The organism is Arthrobacter sp. FW305-BF8 (assembly GCF_021789315.1).
In the GTDB taxonomy this organism is placed as follows: domain Bacteria; phylum Actinomycetota; class Actinomycetes; order Actinomycetales; family Micrococcaceae; genus Arthrobacter.
Window position 1 is genome coordinate 224,139 of sequence record NZ_CP084561.1, and the last position, 16,035, is coordinate 240,173.

Genomic DNA, 16,035 nt, shown 5'->3' on the forward strand with positions numbered 1-16,035 from the left:
GCCCTTCAGAGCTAGCCCTCTGGTACTAGCCTTCACACTCCGAGCAGTACTTCTTGCCGTCCTTTTCCCGCGCGAGCTGGCTGCGGTGGTGGACCAGGAAGCAGGACATACAGGTGAACTCGTCCTCCTGCACCGGAACAACCTGGATCAGCAGCTCTTCGTGCGACAGGTCGGCGCCGGGAAGGTCGATGCCTTCGGCGGTGTCGGCCTCTTCGACATCAAGCAAGGCAGTCTGCGATCCGCCCTGCCGGGACTGGATAGCCTCCAGGGATTCGTTGGCCGGCTGGTCCTCTTGGGCCACCCGAGGGGCGTCGTAGTCAGTTGCCATGGTTTTTACTCCTTCGGCTGAGCGCCGGACGACGCTCTTTCGCAGGACTCAACGAGTGGGCGCCGCCAGGTATTCCCGGTAACCGGGGACGGGTCAAGGTCCCCAAAGTTTAGAGGATAATTTCGCGGGTCATGCCGAATGGAACCTGCTCGGAAAGCGTGGCGGTGTAGCTTCCGGGCCTGTTGCGCGTGACGATGATGCCGTGCGTTCCGGTGAGCATGGCCGCTTCCTGGAGATCCTTGACGGCTGCATCGAGCCTTTCATCGAGGATCTGGCGGTGGTCTACGTGGATGTCGATGGTCGTGGTGGTGCTGGGCATGGATGTCCTTTGAGGTGTAAAAATGTTTGGGCTGTTCAGAGTTTTGGGCCGCGAGCGAATCGGCGGCAAGGAGCGCTCCGGGATCGCTGCGAACGCAGCGTCTATCGGACGACGCCTGTACGGGCGGCCTGTAGGCCGCTGGTGCACCGCCCCCACGGGCTCTGATGGAAGCCTGTCCACGCGCATGGTCTCGCGTGCATCATGTTCGGTGCTCTGCGAAAAATTAGACCTTGACGTCAAAAGTCTGTCAAGCCTCTGGACCCTAGCCCCCAGGACCCTAGCCCCCTTCCCGCACTGCCTCTGCGATCCTCCGTGCTGCCTGCACAACGACGGCGCCGTGGTCCTGGCCCGGCGAGCCGGTGACCCGGGCCAGGGGCATGGCGAGGCAGACGGCCGCGATGATTCCTTCCTCTGTCTGCACGGGTGCGCTGATGGACCCGAGGCCGGGCGTACGGGAGCCGACCGATTCGATCCAGCCCGCCGAAGCCAGCTCCGCCAGCACTTCGTCGTCGGCGGCGAGGAGCCGGCCGCTGGAGCCGGCGGGCAGGGGGAGCCGCGAACCCGGCGGCAGGGTGGCGCGCAGTTCGTGCCGGCTGTCCGCGCTGAGGAGGCATACCCTTTCGTCACCACGCCGGACCCAGAGTTGTGCGCTTTCGCCGGTGCTGTCGCGGAGTTCGTGGAGCACGGGCAGGGCGGCGTTCTCCAGGGCCGAACGGACGAACCGCTGGCCCAGGCGGAAGGTGCCGCTTTCAGTCCTGCGGAGGAAGCCGTAATCCACCATCTGCAGGGCCAGCCGGTGTGCGGTGGACAGGGACAGGCCGGTCCGCCGGGACAGCTCACTGGCTGACACGGCGGACCGGCCCACCGCGTCGAGGATCGCGGCGGCACGCTCCAGCGTGCGGTTGCTTCCGTTCTGTTCAGTAGGCGGCATGTGGCCAGCTTATGACGCCGGCTCAGCCCTTGGCGGCCAGCGACTCCGCCATGAACTCGGCAACCACCTTCTGTGATATCGCCACGTCCAGAACGAACACGCCGTCGTCGTGGGTGGCCAGCCAGCCCTCAAGCTGCCCCAAATCGGCAAGGGTGTGGGCCTTGATTCCGTCAGCACCCAGGGCGCGTCCGACGGCGGCAAAGTCCACCTCGTCGATCAGCATCGCCTGGCTGTGCAGCCCCTTTGCGGCGTACTGGTGCAGCTCCGCGCCGTACGCCGAGTCATTGAGCACGACGACGACACCCTTGCGGGTGGCCCGGAGGAACGTCTCGAAGTCGGACAGCCCCATCAGGCCGCCGCCGTCGCCGCTGACCAGGACGGTGGTGCGTTCGGGCCGGGCAACGGAGACGCCGGCGGCGGAGCCGAAGCCGAGCCCGATGGACTGGAAGGCGGTCCCCACCAGGACCATCGCGTACGGGTCCGGGACGGAGAGGTACATCGGCGCCCAGCCGATGAAGTGCCCGCCGTCCATGACCACGGATCGTTCGGCCGGCAGGATCCGGTCCAGGGCAGCGACGACGGCGCGTGGGTTGAGTCGGCCGTCCGCCCCGAACTCGACAGGGTCCTCCACCGGGCTGGACGAACGGAAATCCGGTCCCGACACTTCGGGGACAGAATCCCGCCACGTCGGCGATGCCGCGGCCGGCACCCTTTCCAGCAGTCCCTCGGCGAACGGCAGGATGTCCGCGCGGACGTATTCGGCGCCGGCGTTCTGCCCGGCGTCGGGTTCGTTGTCGAGGCGGATGATCCTGGCGTCTGCCGGGAACAGTGTTCCGTACCGGGTCTGGAAAGTGTTGAGGCTTGCCCCGACCACCAGGACGAGGTCCGCCTGGCGTGCGACGTCGAGGCGGTGGCTGCGGGTGAAGCCGCCCGCGATGCCGAGGTCCCACTCACTGCGGAAGGCGTTGGCGGCCATCACGGAGGTCATGAAGAGGGCGCCGAGCCGGTCGCCCACTTCCCGCAGCGGGGCTGTTGCACCGGCCAGAAGTACGCCGCGCCCGGCCAGGATGAGCGGCCGCTGCGCCGAGGCGAGCTGTTCCGCCACCCGGTCCAGATCGTCAGCTGCCGCCGGCCACGCGGGTTTGGCCGGAAGGGGTTCAAGCGGCGCCGGGGCCTGCAGGGGAGCCGTGGCGAGGTCGTAGGGAATGGCGAGCACCACCGGCTGGACTGTCTGCAAAGCGAGGTCGAATGCTCGGTGGGTCATTGCGGCGGCGTTGTCCGGGCGGGCCACCAGTGTGGTGACGCCGGCGGCTTCGGCCGCCTTGGCCTGGTCGATGTCGAACAGCCGGCGGCCGCTGGCCGGGGCATCTCCGACGACGAACACCAGCGGAATGCGGGCCAGCCGCGCTTCGGCAAGGGTTGTGAAGGCATTGGTGAAGCCGGCGCCGTAGGTGGTGGAGGCCGCCGCCACGCCGCCGGTGGCGCGGTGGTAGGCATCGGCCATGGCAACGGTCGCGGCCTCGTGGCGGGCCGACGTGAAGGGGAAGCCGCGGCGTGTGAGCCGGCTGATGAGGTGGGCGTTGCCGTTGCCCATCAGCCCGAACAGGTGTCCCGCGCGTTCCGCCAGGACATCGGCGACGGCCGCCGAGACGTGGCCCTCATCAGGAAGTCCGGGCGCCGAGGCGCTTTGCCGTGAGGTGGCTGAGGTGGTGGTCATTGGCTGTCCTTGCGTTCGTGGGGTGGGAACTGGTCAGGCCGGCTGCGCCGCGGTAGTGGCGTCCCGGTGCCTCAGCGTAAGTGCGGCGTACGTTGCAGCGTTCTGCCGGCAATGCTCGATCTCCTCCGGGGTGAGGGCCCGGCGCACCTTGGCCGGTACGCCCGCCATGAGCGAGCCTGGCGGCACCTCGGTGCCCTCGAGGACCAGCGCGTTGGCTGCCACCAGGGAGCCGGCGCCTATGATGGCGCCGTTCAGGACCGTGGCATTCATGCCGATGAGTGCCCCGTCGCCCACCGTGCAGCCATGGAGCACCGCGCCGTGCCCCACGCTGACGTGGTTGCCCACGCGTGCAGGGTAGCCGGGGTCGGCGTGGACGACGGCGGTGTCCTGGAGGTTGCTGCCCTCGCCGAGGCTGATGTCCTCCATGTCCGCCCGGATGACGGCGCCGTAGAAGATTCCCGTTCCGGCGCCGATGGTGGCAGATCCGACGACCGTGGCGGTGGGCGCCACCCACGCGTCGCCAGAGATCTGTGGGGAGCGGCCGCCGACGGCCAGGATGTTGTCAGTCACGATGGACCTTTCTTAGGTGAGGAAGGGGACGATCAGCGACGTCACGAAGAGCACCAGCGCGCCGCCCAGGCGGTTGGTGAGGGCCGCAAACGGCATCAGGTGCATGCGGTTCGCCGCGCTCAGGACGGAGACATCGCCGCTGCCGCCGGTGTCCGCCATGACCAGCCCGGGCGTGATGGAGGCCTCGACGAAGTTGAACTTCACGAGCCAGCCGAGAACGCCGGAGGTCAGGGTCGCGATGACGACGGTGCAGATGGTCAGGAGGATAAAGAGGGGGTTGCTAAGCGAGGCGAGGACATCGGTGATGTCGATGTAGGTCAGGCTGACGCCCACCAGGAGGGCCGGGACCAGCACGGCGCCGATCAGGTCACCCCAGTCGGCTGTGGAGTCCTCTACATCCTGGGGGAGCAGCCCGAAGATCTTGACGGCGGCGGCAGCAATGATGGCCCAGGCGTAGGGGTGCAGGCCGGGGAGGAATGCGGCCATCAGGTTGCCGAAGACGAAGAGGCTGCCGGCGATGAGAAGGCCCTTGCCGAGGGCGACGAACGAGGAGGCGTCGCGCTTGGGCGGCAGGGTGAGCTCGTCGGAGCGGCCCTTGATCCGCATGAGCTGCCCGTGGCCGTTGAAGCCGACAAAGAGTTGCTTCTTGCGCTTGCCCAGCCCGTTGTAGATGCCGGCGATGAGGATGCACACAACGTTGGCCATGACGACGGCGGACATCAGGTCACCCATGAAGGTGGCAGAGTCGCCGCCGGTGGCCGAGGCGTACATCTCGGACATGGGCAGGGCCCCGACACCCAGCCCGCCGGCCATGATGGGCGCGGCGACAAAGAGTATGCCTTCGATAAAGCCGAAGCCTGTGAGGGCCGCGATGAGCCCGACCAGGACGAAGGTGGCGATCAGGCAGCCCACGACGGGTACCGCGAAGCGCGGGCCGGCCTTCAGCAGGAGGGCGCGGGGCATGCCGAGGATGGACCCGGCGATGATGCCGACGACGAAGAAGTCCAGGAAGCCGTGTCCGTCGATGAAGTTCTGCACCACGGTGACGAGGTTCCCGGGCATCAGGCCGAGGACAGCCAGCGTGGCCGGAGCGAAGGTACAGAGGATGGTCGGCAACCCGAAGTCGCGGACCACCGGGAACAGGTTGCCGATCCAGATGAAGAGCCCGCCGAGCAGGATGGTGGTGGCAAAGCCAGCCACCATCGTGTCCGGAAGGTTGCCCGTGATTGCCGCTGCCAGGACCAGCCCGGCGAGGACGAGGTAGAGCGGGGCCGGAATGCTGGCGATCCTGAGCCGCACACGATCCTGGCTCTTCTCGCGCATTGGCCGGTCCGTAGGTTCGATGGTGAGGTCCGTGGTACGTGAATTTGTAGACATCATTGTCCCCAAAACGTTTGGTGGGTAGACCGCCGCGGCGGCCTGTGGACGGGGGTTGAAGCAGTAAAGGGTTTAGCGGGCGGGATCGAGAACGCCGGCCGCCGGGGAATGGGCGAGGACGTCGCGGGCGAGCCGCACAGCCCCGGCGAGGCGGTCCTCGTCGATGCCGGTCTGGTGTCCGGCGTCGTGGAGGTGCCGGACAAGCTCCTCCGTGGCGATGTTGCCGTGTGCGCCGGGGGCGAACGGGCAACCGCCGTAGCCGCCGAGGGCGGCATCGAAACGCACAACGCCGGTCTCCACTGCGGCGCTCGCGGTGGCCAGCGCCTGGCTGTGAGCGTTGTGCAGGTGCAGGTAGTACGTGAGGTCCGGTTCGGCGTCGCTGACGTGGTGCAGGCTGGCCATCACCTGTTCGGTGGGCGTGGTGCCCAGCGTGTCCGCGAGCCCGACGTCGGTGATGCCCATGTCCTTGAAAGTGCGCACCACGCGCAGCAGGTAGGCCGGGTCGATTGCGCCCTCGAACGGGCAGGTGAAGGCGGTGGAGATGCCGGCGAAGAACCGGATTTCCGGGAACCCGGCCACGGCCGCGCCGAGGCTGGCCAGGGCGTCCTCGATGGCCTGGCCGGCGTTGGCGTTGCTGTGCGCCTGACTTGCGGAGGTGACCACCTGAATGTCGGTGGCTCCCGCCTCGACGGCCCGCTGGATGCCGCGGCCGTTGAGCGCCAGGCTGGTGTACGTGACCCCCGGAACTGCCGGCAGCGACGCGACTACCTCGGCGGCGTCGGCCATCTGCGGCACCCGCTTCGGGTTCACGAAGGAGGCAACCTCGATGCGCCGCAGTCCGGCGTCGACCAGTGCCCCGGCGATCTCCAGTTTGTGGGCCGTCGAAACGATGACAGGCTCGTCCTGGAGTCCGTCCCGCAGGAACACATCAGTGATTTCGACCTTCATGTTCAGCGCGCCTCCTGCAGTCCGAGGCCGGCGATCTCGTCTGCATTCATGCCGGCGAGCTCCTGCAGGACCTCGGCCGTGTGCTCGCCGAGTTCGGGGCCGACCCATTTGACCCGGCCCTCGTGGCCCGGGATCTTCGGCACGACGCCGGGGAACCGGATCAGTTCGGGCTCGTCCTCGATGACCACCTCGTGGGTCTGGATCATGTCGCGGGCCAGGTAGTGACGGTCGACGGCGATGCTGGGGGCGTCGTAGACGGGACCGGCCGGCACGCCGGCGTCATCCAGCTTGTCGAGGACTGCGGTGAGGGGCATGCTGCCGGTCCAGGCAGAGATGGCGCCGTTGAGCTCTTCCTCCCGGGCGCCGCGCGCCTCCGTGGTGAGCAGGGTGGAGTCCTCGGCGAGGTCGTCGCGGCCGATGGCCCGCATGAGCCGGACGAAGACGGAGTTGGAGTTGCCGCCGATGACCACCTCGAGTTCGTCCTGGCAGAGATAGGAGCCGGTAGGTACGACGCCGGGCAGCGCGCCGCCGGTGCGCTGCCGGATCATGCCGTAGGCGTCATAGTCCGGGACCAGCGATTCGAGCAGGCTGAAGACCCCTTCATAGAGGGCGACGTCGACAACCTGGGAAGTTCCCGCCTCCAGTCCGCGGGCTTTCTGGAGCATGAGCATCAGGGCCCCGATGACGCCGTAGAGCCCGGCGACGGTGTCGCCCATGCTGGCCGCCGCACGGCCGGCCGGGCGGTCCGGCTCACCCGTGATGTAGCGCAGGCCGGCAAACGACTCAGCGGAGCTGCCGAATCCGGCGCGGTTTTTGTACGGTCCGGTCTGGCCGTAGCCGGAGATCCGGACCATGACCACCTCCGGGTTGAGTTCCTGCAGCACGTCCGGGCCGAGGCCCCACTTCTCGAGGGTGCCGGGGCGGAAGTTCTCGATGACCACGTCGCACTGGGCGGCAATCTTCTTGACAGCCTCGCGGCCCGCCTCGGAACGGAGGTCCAGGGCCACCGACTTCTTGTTGCGGCCAATAGTGCGGAACAGCATGGAGGTGGTGCCGCGGGTCTTGCGCCAGTCGCGCAGTTCGTCGCCGCCCTGGGGCTTTTCGATCTTGATGACCTCCGCGCCGAAGTCACCGAAGAGGCGGGCGGCGAACGGCGCGGCGATAAAGCTGCCCAGTTCGAGCACGCGGATGCCGCGGAGGGGGAGGGCGTTGCCCTCGATGTGTAGTTCGTCAGTCATGTCATTCCTGCCTGCGCTCCTGGCGCAAAGTTTCACGAGTACCGGATTTCCCATTCTGTGGGAGGGGATTGTCATTAGGCGGAGAAACCATAGCAGTAGGGTGTGACCTGCGCAACAGGCTCGTGGCACTTCTGTGTCCCAGGTGTACAAACCACGGGCGGCCGCCGGGTTAGGCTGGTCCGTGCTTCGTCTGAAACGCCTCGCGGTTCTCAGCCTTTTCGCGTTCTGCGCTATAACCGCGGGCGCGTTCTGGCTCTTGGGCATGGCCGATGCAGGCGTGCCCGGCGCGGGAGTGCACGCGGCCCAGCCGGCTCCGCCGCAGGCGGCGGGGAAGTTCGTGCCGCTGGCCGGTGGCAGTACGCATGCCGTGAACATCACCAGGACTGTCGAACCGGGCTGGCTGGCCCGGACCGCGGTGCAAACCGGAATTCCTGCCCGGGCCCTTCGGGCGTACGTTGCCGCGGCCGGCATGGCCAATGCCGATGCGCCGGCATGCGGGATCGGCTGGAACACGGTAGCCGCCGTCGGGTTTGTTGAATCCGCGCACGGCGCCCTCGGCGGAGGCCACCTCACGGCTTCGGGAGACGTAAGCGGTCCGATCGTCGGCCCCGGCCTCAACGGGGACGGCTTCGCCGCCATTGCCGACACCGATGGCGGCGCGCTCGACGGCGACGCCCTCTGGGACCGCGCCGTGGGACCCATGCAGTTCATTCCCTCCACGTGGAAGCTGGCAGGAACGGACGCGAACGGAGACGGGGTGGCCGATCCGCACAACATCGACGACGCCGCCCTCAGTGCTGCCCGCTACCTGTGTGCCGGCGGCCGGGACCTCGCCTCGGACCAGGGCTGGACCGAGGCCATCTGGTCCTACAACCAGTCCGAGGCCTACCTGAAGCAAGTGGGCGAGCAGGCTGTTGGGTATGCGGAGCAGGCGGGTCCTACCAAGTAGGCCCGGCGCGCCTAACGGTGCATCAGCAGGGGGCCTCAGGCGCCCCGCCGGCTCACCATCTCATTGATCCAGATCGGGGCGAAAGGCGAGGTGCAGTTCGGCGGGGTGGGGTAATCCTTCAGGACTTCCAGCCGTTCACCGATGTCAATGGCCCGGGCCCGGTGGTCTGCGTGCTCGATGCCGATCTGCGCCAGGGTATGGTTCATCGCCCACTGCAATCGATCAGGGGCGTCTTTCATCTCCGCCTCGATGGTGTCCAGTAGCGCTGGCAGGTCCAGGCCCTCGGGCTTCTTCGCGACCCGCTCGGTGGTCAGTGCCCAGCCGGCGCTCGCGACCACCGGGTCCGGGTCGTCAGTCCAGGCGGCCCGCAGCTCTTCGGCGTGCGGGCTCTTCTTCACCACGTAGTTCACCAGCCAGTCATGCACCTTGGGTGCGCGTGCCTGACGCAGCATGGCATCCAGTTCCTGCTGCTCGAAGGCCTTCGGCCGGCAGAGCAGCAGTGACAGCAACCGCGCGGCGGTGTCATCCGTGGCCCACAGTTCACGGGCCAGCTCGTGTTGCGTCTTCAGCCGCTTCGCGACCGCGCGCAACGCGGACAGGTTCACACCGTGGTCGTCGCCGCGCCTCTGGTTCGCCTCGCGCATCTTTGGATCCTCGAGTTCGGCCAGTTCGGCCAGTTCGGCCATCACGGCGTCTTTTGCTGCCTCGGCCATCACTACCCCTGCTCGCTGCCTGCTTTTGCTCGTATTGTAGGACGGCGGCGGGCGAGGGCTGGAATCACGCGGCCCAGCGGCGTAGCGTCATTGAACGAGGGCCGGCCGTCGCATCCGAGCGGTTCCATGCGCGGGCAGCCCTTCGATGTGGCGTTCAGGTCAATTCTGAAGGAGCCCGGATGGCTGGATGGAATGCGGACACTGCTGCAGGGTCGCCGGGGCCGGGCTCGGTCACTCTTGTGGAGGGCTCATCATTTTGCATCTCTGCGGCTAACGGCGATATCCGCACCGAGTACCCCCACGGCGTTTTTGTCGAGGACACCCGAATACTGTCCTGCTGGCGGGTACTCATTAATGGCGCCCCACTGGAGCCGCTCGGGGCGAAGACGAAGGAACCCTACCGTGCCGTGTTTGTCGGCCGTGTCCCCCGGCCCGACGGACACGCGGACAGCCCGCTGATCGTCGAACGCCTCCGTGAGGTAGGCGCCGGCATCCTGGAGCGGATCACCGTCCAAAGCTACTCGGCAGCCATTGCCGAGTGCGTCCTTACCCTCCGGGTCGAGGCGGACTTCGCGGACCTCTTCGAGGTGAAAGAGGCACGCATCCAGCGCCGCTGGAAAGAGTCCCGCAAAGCGCAGGGCGACTCGTTAACCATCCGCGCCGCCTGGGAGCACGTCCGGAAAGGCGTAGTGGTAACGGCCGAGGGTGCCGACATCGCCCAGGAGGGGCTGGCCTACCACTTCGCGATCCCGCCGCACGCACAGTGGAGCACCACCATCAGCGTCGTCCCTACCGACGGCGGAAGCGACTACGCCGCACGCTTCGTCCGGCCCAATGAAGGCGAAATATCGCCCCGCGACAGGCGCCGCCAGGAGTGGGTGGCCAAGATTCCCGTGCTGAAGATGGGGAACCCTTCCATCGAACGAACCCTCCGGCGAAGCTACGACGACCTGGGTGCGCTGCGCATTGAGGACCCCGACCACCCGGACCGCATCGTCGTCGCCGCTGGCGCCCCATGGTTCATGGCCCTGTTTGGCCGGGACTCGCTCTGGGCGTCCCTCATGGCTCTCCCCGTTGACCCGTCGCTGGCTTTCGGTACCATTCAGACTCTCGCCGATCGTCAGGGGCGAATTGTGGATGAAATGAGCGAGGAGGAACCGGGGAAGATCCTCCATGAGGTCAGGCTCGATGTCTCCAGCGGACTGGCCCTGGGCGGAAAGCAGGCCTACTTCGGCAGCGTCGACGCCACCCCGCTGTTCGTGGCCCTGTTCGGCGAAATCAGCCGCTGGGGATTCGCCGCAGAGACCATCTCCGACCTGCTGCCCCACGTCGACCGGGCGCTGGACTGGATCCGCCATTACGGGGACAAGGACGGCGACGGCTTCGTCGAGTATGAGCGCCTCAACGACCGCGGACTCATCAACCAAGGCTGGAAGGACTCTTGGGACGGCATCAACTTCGCCGACGGCAGGATGGCTGAGCCGCCAATCGCCCTGTGCGAGGTGCAGGCCTACGTCTACAGCGCGTACATGGCCCGCTCCTGGATAGCCCGCGACGCCGGCGACATGAAGCTAGCGGGCGAGTACCGGGATCTCGGGGCGCAGTTAAAGAAGCAGTTCAACGAACAGTTTTGGTTGCCCGACCGCGGCTACTACGCCATCGCCCTCGACGGGCACAAGCAACCGGTCGACGCATGCGCATCCAACATGGGCCAATGCCTGTTGTTCGGCATCGTCGACGCGGATAAAGCTCCTTTGGTGGCCGAACGGCTGATGTCCCCGGAAATGTTCAGCGGCTGGGGCGTAAGAACCCTGGCCAGCGACATGGGCGCCTACAACCCCGCCAGCTACCACAACGGATCCGTGTGGCCCCACGACAATGCGATCATCGCGGCCGGCCTCCTCCGCTACGGCCTCGTCGAGCAGGCCCAGCGCATCTCTACGGCTCTTTTTGAGGCAGCAGAGTACTCCGAGGGCCGGTTGCCCGAGTTGTTCTGCGGATTCAGCCGGGAGCAATTCGACGAACCTATCCCCTATCCCACTGCTTGCTCACCACAGGCCTGGGCCGCAACCACACCCATTCAGCTCGTGAAGAGTCTCATGGGCTATTACGCCGACGTAGCCCGCGGCGGCCTGTGGCTGGATCCCGTGCTCCCTAAATCCTACGGCGACCTGCATATCACCAACGCCCCAATGGCAGACGCCAAAATAACCATAGACATCTTCGGTTCCGTTGCGAGCGTTCAGGGACTGCCCGAGGGCATGCTGTTCCACCACGGAATCCGGCCATGGGCTGCCGACCTGGCGCAATAATTCAGGGATTAGTGCCGCCGCTTTTCGTCAGAGCAGCAGGAACACACCGGCTGCCACCAGCCACAATGACCATGCGATGTAGGTCGCCGGCGTCAGCGCCGCGGCCAGCTTCCAGCCGCCGGGTTCGAACGAGCCCACGAATTCCAGTGAGCACACCGCCAGCACCGCGCCGACAATGATGCCCACGATCCCGAGCCAGGCCGGAACGGCAATGCTTTGGATCATGGCCACGCCGGCCAGGATGCTCCACGCGCCGCTGAGCAGGTAGCCCAGGTGCTCGCCGACGGCCACGCCCAGATAGCGGTTGAAGGACTGGAAGACGACGTCGACAGCTTCTTTGCGGGCTGCGGTGGCGTCAGGTTCCGTGGCCGTGCGGGCAAGGTAGGGCACCAGGAACGGCCAGCGGATGAGCCCCAGGAATTGCACGACGGCGGCCAGCACGCCCACCGCGGAACCCAGCGCCAGCAGCGTCGTATCCGCGCCGGCCAGTGCACCGGACAGCAGGACCGCGGCCGGCGCCAGCAGCACTGCCGTCAGTGCAAACGACCACCAGAGCAGCACCAGACCTGGCCCGCCGTCGCGGAAGCGGAGCAGGACTTCCTGTGTGGGCCTGCGGAGGATGTCCGGATAATCGAACTTTGCGGCCAGGGCGGCGAATGCTGCATTGAAGGCCACCGGAAGGACAATCAGCATGATGCCGGCCGCGACGGTGGCGTTCACCGCTGGGTCCCGGCGGCGGAAGGTCCGTCACTCAATCGTCCGACGGCGGCGCTCACCGCCGGGGTAACCAGCCGGCCGCGTCCGGGGCCGAGAAGCCGGCGGAGGGCAAGACCGGTGATGAGAGTGACCGCCAACGCGCCACTGGAGCCGAACGCGGCGTAACCCCGGTCGGCGTCGACGATGACATGGGAGGTTACAGTCCAGCCGAGCATCCATGAGGCGCCTACGGTCACCGTCCACAGAACGGCGACTCGCCATCCGCGGCGGAACGCAATGCCCTGGCCCAAACCCACAGCAGCTCCGGCGATGAGGCCGGTCACGGCCAGGGCGCCTACCGTCGTGGCAGATCCCGTGACGGCGGCAGCGAGGGCGCCACCGACGCCCATGCCGATGGTGCTCACGACTATCCAGTGCCAGCTGACCGCGGGCCGCAGGGCCAGCCACTGGGCAGTGCCGATGAGGGTGCCGGCAACAGCACCCGCCAGTGCCGCGGTGGGCGGGCTGGTGGCCGAACCTACAAGCTGGAACGCCAGCCAGCCGCCTACAGGAAAACCAAGGAATGAGGGTAACCAGCGAAACCACGACATCGGAATCTCCTAGGGCGAAGCGGACTGTGTACGTTGTACGTTACGCATAGTGTACACTGTACGCAATAGCCCGATAGAAAGCTGGAGCCGTGCCTTCAAGTTCTACATCCCGCAGCCGGCGGGCCCGCAACTCGCTCACGGTCGAGGAGATCCTGGATGTGGCCGAGCGGGTTGCGGCAGGCGGGATCGAGACGCTGACCATCCGTGCAGTTGCCACAGAGCTCGAGTCCTCGCCCATGGCGCTGTACCGCTACTTCAGCACGAAGGACGAGCTGGTGGACGCACTGCTGAACCGGGTGCTGGGGCGTATGGAGCCGCCGTCGGACAGCGCCAGCTGGATCGAGGACCTGGGCGGGTTCGCGCGGAACCACCGGGACATGCTCAGCCGCCACCGGTGGGCAGTGACTGCTCTCTTCGCACATCCGGTGCCGGGACCCAACACCCTCCCGATCGGGGAGTGGGCGCTGCGGATCCTGGCGCGCGGCGGGATCACCGGCGACGCGGCCGTAGCGACCTTCAGCGGCATCCTTGGCCTGAACTACGGCTGGGCGTCGTTCGTCGTGGCGCGGGCCGGCGGTGCGGGGGAGTCGCTTGCCGAGGATCTCGCAGATCCAGGCGTGGCACAGGCGTTCCCCCTCACCGCCTCCGTGGCCGGGCCGATGAGCCGCTACGGCAGCGCGGAGCACTACGAGCTGGTGCTCGGCCAGCTGCTCGCCGGGATCCCGGTAGGCGCCCGCTAAGAAACACCCGATATAGTGGAATGCACTATGGACGACCCTCCTTCACATATGCCCTGGCCCCTCACCCACTTGACCGGCACACCGGTTAGCACGGGAGAGGGGCGCCTCCAATGAATGAATGGATCATGATCGGGATCGGCCTGATCCTGACAGTGGGCACCGGATTCTTCGTTGCATCCGAGTTCGCCCTGGTCAATCTTGACCGCAACGACCTGGAATCGCGCCAGGCCCGGGGCGAGAAACGCCTTGCCCCCACCATCAACGCCCTGAAGATCACCTCGACGCACCTTTCCGGTGCGCAGCTGGGCATCACCCTCACCACCCTCCTAACCGGGTACACCTTTGAACCTGCCATCAGCAAGCTGCTAAGCGGTCCACTGACGGCGGCCGGGTTCCCGGAAGGCCTTGTGCCCGGGGTGGGCGCCGTCGTCGCGATTTTCATCGCCACCATCTTCTCGATGGTGATCGGCGAGCTGGTTCCCAAGAACTTCGCGCTGGCGCTCCCCCTGGCCACCGCGAAGGTGGTGGTTCCGTTCCAGGCCCTGTTCACTGCGGTGTTCAAGCCCGTCATCCTCCTGTTCAACAACACGGCGAACGCAATCATCAGGTCCTTCGGGATCGAGCCAAAAGAGGAACTGTCAGGGGCCCGCAGCGCCGAGGAACTGAGTTCGCTGGTCCGCCGTTCCGCGCTGGAAGGCGTCCTCGACCTGGACCACGCCGCCCTGCTTCACCGGACGCTGCGCTTCTCCGAACACAGCGCCGCCGACGTTCTGACCCCGCGCGTGCGGATGACGGCCGTCAACACTGATGACACGGCCGAGCAGATCATCGCGCTGGCCAGCTCCACCGGCTATTCGAGGTTCCCTGTCATCGGCCGGGACCGCGACGACGTGCTCGGCGTGCTCCACGTTAAGCAGGCCTTCGCCGTCGCCCTTGAGGAACGCGCGAACGTGCTCGCCGCCGACCTGATGATCGAACCGCTTATGGTCCCCGAATCCATGGGCGTCGATTCCCTCCTGGTGCTGCTCCGCAAGCAGGGCCTCCAGGTGGCCATCGTCTCCGACGAGCACGGCGGAACGGCCGGCATCGTCACCCTTGAGGACCTGGTGGAGGAGATCGTCGGCGAACTGGAGGATGAGCACGACCGCGCCCGCGTAGGCGTGGTTCGGACCGGACGGTCCATCACCTTCGATGCCTCGCTGCGTCCGGATGAGCTCCTGGACCGGACAGGCATCGCCGTCCCCGACGGCGAGGACTACGACACCGTGGCCGGTTTCGTCGCGGACCGGCTGGACCGCATCCCGGAGCTCGGCGACGAGGTGGCTGTCGACGGCGGCACGCTCCGTGTGGAGCGGGTGGCCGGCACCCACGTGGGGCGCCTGAAATTCACGCCGGAGGAATCGGCAGAGCCGCCCAGAAGCGCACATGACAAGATCATCGACAGCCTCACACAGGAGCTGACCCATGAGTGAGTACCTTCCGGGCATCATCTGGCTCGCCGTCCTGCTGGTGGTCAACGGCTTTTTTGTCGGCGCAGAGTTCGCCGTCATCTCCGCCCGCCGGTCACAGATCGAGCCGAAGGCGGAGGCGGGAAGCAAGGCCGCGAAAACCACCCTGTGGGCGATGGAGCATGCCACGCTCATGCTGGCCACCAGCCAGTTGGGCATCACCGTCTGCTCGCTAGTGATCCTGAACGTCTCCGAGCCGGCGATCCACCACCTGCTGGAAATCCCGCTGGGCCTGACGTCCCTCTCCGGGGAGGCGATCGGAATCATCGCCTTCGCGGCGGCGCTGCTGCTGGTGACCTTCCTGCACGTGGTCCTCGGCGAGATGGTCCCCAAGAACATCTCGTTCTCGGTCCCGACCCGCGCGGCGCTGATCCTTGCCCCGCCGCTGGTGATGGTGGCGCGCATCTTCAAGCCGGTCATCTGGAGCCTGAACGGCATTGCCAACTCGATCCTCCGCCTGTTCCGGGTGCAGCCCAAGGATGAGGCCACCAGCGCCTACACCTTGGACGAGGTGGCAAACATCGTGGAGCAATCCACCAGGGAAGGCGTCCTGACCGACAACACCGGCGCCCTCACCGCGGCCTTCGAGTTCACCGAAAAGACCGTGGCCGACGTCGAGGTCCCCATCGCCGAGATGGTGCTCCTGCCGGCGTCTGCGACGCCGGCAGACATCCAGCGGGCTGTGGCCGAGCACGGCTATTCCCGGTACATCCTGACCGACGACGACGGTGACCCCTCCGGTTACCTGCACCTGAAGGACGTCATGGACCTCACCACAGCGGAGAAATTCACCCGGCCCGTGCCGGAGAAACGCATCCGCCGGCTGGCCTCGACGTTCCGCGGCAGCGAGCTTGAGGACGCCCTTGCGACGATGCGCCGGACCGGCGCCCACGTTGCCAGGGTCTTCGACGCGCGGGGCAACACCACCGGAGTGCTGTTCCTCGAGGACATCATCGAGGAACTGGTGGGCGAGGTGCAGGACGCCACCAGCAGCTCCTAGAGCACGGAAACAAGCGAACCCGGAACACAACGAAGTCCGGTGGCTGGCGGCTGATGCCGCCGGCCACCGGACTTCGGT

The 16,035-nt window shown here is 66.8% G+C and carries 16 protein-coding genes; 5 read left to right on the forward strand and 11 right to left on the reverse strand.

The window, feature by feature from the left end; all coding sequences use genetic code 11:
- Positions 1 to 25 precede the first annotated feature (25 nt).
- From LFT45_RS01000 to LFT45_RS01035, 8 genes are all read right to left on the reverse strand, one after another.
- A complete protein-coding gene (locus LFT45_RS01000) occupies positions 26 to 328 on the reverse strand; it encodes a DUF4193 domain-containing protein (protein WP_003802821.1) in 303 nt (100 codons plus the stop codon).
- Between the two features lie 109 nt (positions 329 to 437).
- On the reverse strand, positions 438 to 647 hold the full coding sequence (locus LFT45_RS01005; RefSeq protein WP_236806111.1) for a hypothetical protein: 210 nt from the start codon (positions 645 to 647) through the stop codon (positions 438 to 440).
- A gap of 277 nt (positions 648 to 924) precedes the next feature.
- On the reverse strand, positions 925 to 1,578 hold the full coding sequence (locus LFT45_RS01010) for an IclR family transcriptional regulator (RefSeq protein ID WP_236806112.1): 654 nt from the start codon (positions 1,576 to 1,578) through the stop codon (positions 925 to 927).
- 22 nt (positions 1,579 to 1,600) lie between these two features.
- The gene (locus LFT45_RS01015; RefSeq protein ID WP_236806113.1) at positions 1,601 to 3,295 is read right to left on the reverse strand and encodes a thiamine pyrophosphate-binding protein; all 1,695 of its coding nucleotides are present in this window, start codon (positions 3,293 to 3,295) and stop codon (positions 1,601 to 1,603) included.
- A gap of 33 nt (positions 3,296 to 3,328) precedes the next feature.
- Positions 3,329 to 3,865: a gamma carbonic anhydrase family protein gene (locus LFT45_RS01020; protein WP_236806114.1), complete on the reverse strand. Its 537-nt coding sequence runs from the start codon at positions 3,863 to 3,865 to the stop codon at positions 3,329 to 3,331.
- Positions 3,866 to 3,877: 12 nt separating this feature from the next.
- Entirely contained in the window at positions 3,878 to 5,242 is a 1,365-nt protein-coding gene (locus LFT45_RS01025; RefSeq protein WP_236806115.1) for a 2-hydroxycarboxylate transporter family protein, read from the reverse strand.
- A gap of 72 nt (positions 5,243 to 5,314) precedes the next feature.
- Positions 5,315 to 6,190: a hydroxymethylglutaryl-CoA lyase gene (locus tag LFT45_RS01030; protein ID WP_236806116.1), complete on the reverse strand. Its 876-nt coding sequence runs from the start codon at positions 6,188 to 6,190 to the stop codon at positions 5,315 to 5,317.
- Between the two features lie 2 nt (positions 6,191 to 6,192).
- Positions 6,193 to 7,428, reverse strand: coding sequence for a CaiB/BaiF CoA transferase family protein (locus LFT45_RS01035; protein ID WP_236806117.1), 1,236 nt, complete (start codon positions 7,426 to 7,428; stop codon positions 6,193 to 6,195).
- 181 nt (positions 7,429 to 7,609) lie between these two features.
- Between LFT45_RS01035 and LFT45_RS01040 the strand changes: the two genes are divergently transcribed.
- Positions 7,610 to 8,377 carry a lytic transglycosylase domain-containing protein gene (locus LFT45_RS01040; protein WP_236806118.1) on the forward strand — a complete coding sequence of 256 codons (768 nt, stop codon included), beginning with the start codon at positions 7,610 to 7,612 and terminating at the stop codon, positions 8,375 to 8,377.
- Between the two features lie 35 nt (positions 8,378 to 8,412).
- On the opposite strand, the gene LFT45_RS01045 is transcribed toward LFT45_RS01040, so the two are convergent.
- Positions 8,413 to 9,090: a DNA alkylation repair protein gene (locus LFT45_RS01045; RefSeq protein ID WP_236806119.1), complete on the reverse strand. Its 678-nt coding sequence runs from the start codon at positions 9,088 to 9,090 to the stop codon at positions 8,413 to 8,415.
- Between the two features lie 179 nt (positions 9,091 to 9,269).
- Here LFT45_RS01045 and LFT45_RS01050 point away from each other — a divergent pair, with 179 nt between their 5' ends.
- Complete coding sequence (locus tag LFT45_RS01050) at positions 9,270 to 11,402, forward strand: amylo-alpha-1,6-glucosidase (RefSeq protein WP_236806120.1); 2,133 nt, start codon at positions 9,270 to 9,272, stop codon at positions 11,400 to 11,402.
- 27 nt (positions 11,403 to 11,429) lie between these two features.
- Here the strand turns inward: LFT45_RS01050 and LFT45_RS01055 are convergent, their stop codons facing one another.
- Together LFT45_RS01055 and LFT45_RS01060 are read right to left on the reverse strand one after the other, a co-directional pair.
- Positions 11,430 to 12,122 carry a DUF4386 domain-containing protein gene (locus LFT45_RS01055; protein WP_236806121.1) on the reverse strand — a complete coding sequence of 231 codons (693 nt, stop codon included), beginning with the start codon at positions 12,120 to 12,122 and terminating at the stop codon, positions 11,430 to 11,432.
- Positions 12,119 to 12,709 carry a hypothetical protein gene (locus LFT45_RS01060; protein WP_236806122.1) on the reverse strand — a complete coding sequence of 197 codons (591 nt, stop codon included), beginning with the start codon at positions 12,707 to 12,709 and terminating at the stop codon, positions 12,119 to 12,121. Before LFT45_RS01060 ends, LFT45_RS01055 begins: the two co-directional genes overlap by 4 nt.
- 89 nt (positions 12,710 to 12,798) lie before the next feature.
- Between LFT45_RS01060 and LFT45_RS01065 the strand changes: the two genes are divergently transcribed.
- The 3 genes from LFT45_RS01065 to LFT45_RS01075 all read left to right on the forward strand — a co-directional run bounded on the left by LFT45_RS01065 (position 12,799) and on the right by LFT45_RS01075 (position 15,957).
- Positions 12,799 to 13,449, forward strand: a complete 651-nt coding sequence (locus LFT45_RS01065; protein WP_236806123.1) for a TetR/AcrR family transcriptional regulator — start codon at positions 12,799 to 12,801, stop codon at positions 13,447 to 13,449.
- Between the two features lie 110 nt (positions 13,450 to 13,559).
- Positions 13,560 to 14,921, forward strand: a complete 1,362-nt coding sequence (locus LFT45_RS01070; RefSeq protein ID WP_236806124.1) for a hemolysin family protein — start codon at positions 13,560 to 13,562, stop codon at positions 14,919 to 14,921.
- Positions 14,914 to 15,957, forward strand: a complete 1,044-nt coding sequence (locus LFT45_RS01075; protein ID WP_236806125.1) for a hemolysin family protein — start codon at positions 14,914 to 14,916, stop codon at positions 15,955 to 15,957. The genes LFT45_RS01070 and LFT45_RS01075 overlap by 8 nt, the downstream gene beginning before the upstream one ends.
- The last annotated feature ends 78 nt before the right edge of the window (positions 15,958 to 16,035 follow it).

Coding starts and splice junctions, on each gene's coding strand:
- LFT45_RS01000 (WP_003802821.1), bottom strand. CDS start 328: ATGGCAACTGACTACGACGCCCCTCGGGTGGCCCAAGAGGACCAGCCG.
- LFT45_RS01005 (WP_236806111.1), bottom strand. CDS start 647: ATGCCCAGCACCACCACGACCATCGACATCCACGTAGACCACCGCCAG.
- LFT45_RS01010 (WP_236806112.1), bottom strand. CDS start 1,578: ATGCCGCCTACTGAACAGAACGGAAGCAACCGCACGCTGGAGCGTGCC.
- LFT45_RS01015 (WP_236806113.1), bottom strand. CDS start 3,295: ATGACCACCACCTCAGCCACCTCACGGCAAAGCGCCTCGGCGCCCGGA.
- LFT45_RS01025 (WP_236806115.1), bottom strand. CDS start 5,242: ATGTCTACAAATTCACGTACCACGGACCTCACCATCGAACCTACGGAC.
- LFT45_RS01030 (WP_236806116.1), bottom strand. CDS start 6,190: ATGAAGGTCGAAATCACTGATGTGTTCCTGCGGGACGGACTCCAGGAC.
- LFT45_RS01035 (WP_236806117.1), bottom strand. CDS start 7,428: ATGACTGACGAACTACACATCGAGGGCAACGCCCTCCCCCTCCGCGGC.
- LFT45_RS01045 (WP_236806119.1), bottom strand. CDS start 9,090: ATGGCCGAGGCAGCAAAAGACGCCGTGATGGCCGAACTGGCCGAACTG.
- LFT45_RS01050 (WP_236806120.1), top strand. CDS start 9,270: ATGGCTGGATGGAATGCGGACACTGCTGCAGGGTCGCCGGGGCCGGGC.
- LFT45_RS01060 (WP_236806122.1), bottom strand. CDS start 12,709: ATGTCGTGGTTTCGCTGGTTACCCTCATTCCTTGGTTTTCCTGTAGGC.
- LFT45_RS01070 (WP_236806124.1), top strand. CDS start 13,560: ATGAATGAATGGATCATGATCGGGATCGGCCTGATCCTGACAGTGGGC.
- LFT45_RS01075 (WP_236806125.1), top strand. CDS start 14,914: ATGAGTGAGTACCTTCCGGGCATCATCTGGCTCGCCGTCCTGCTGGTG.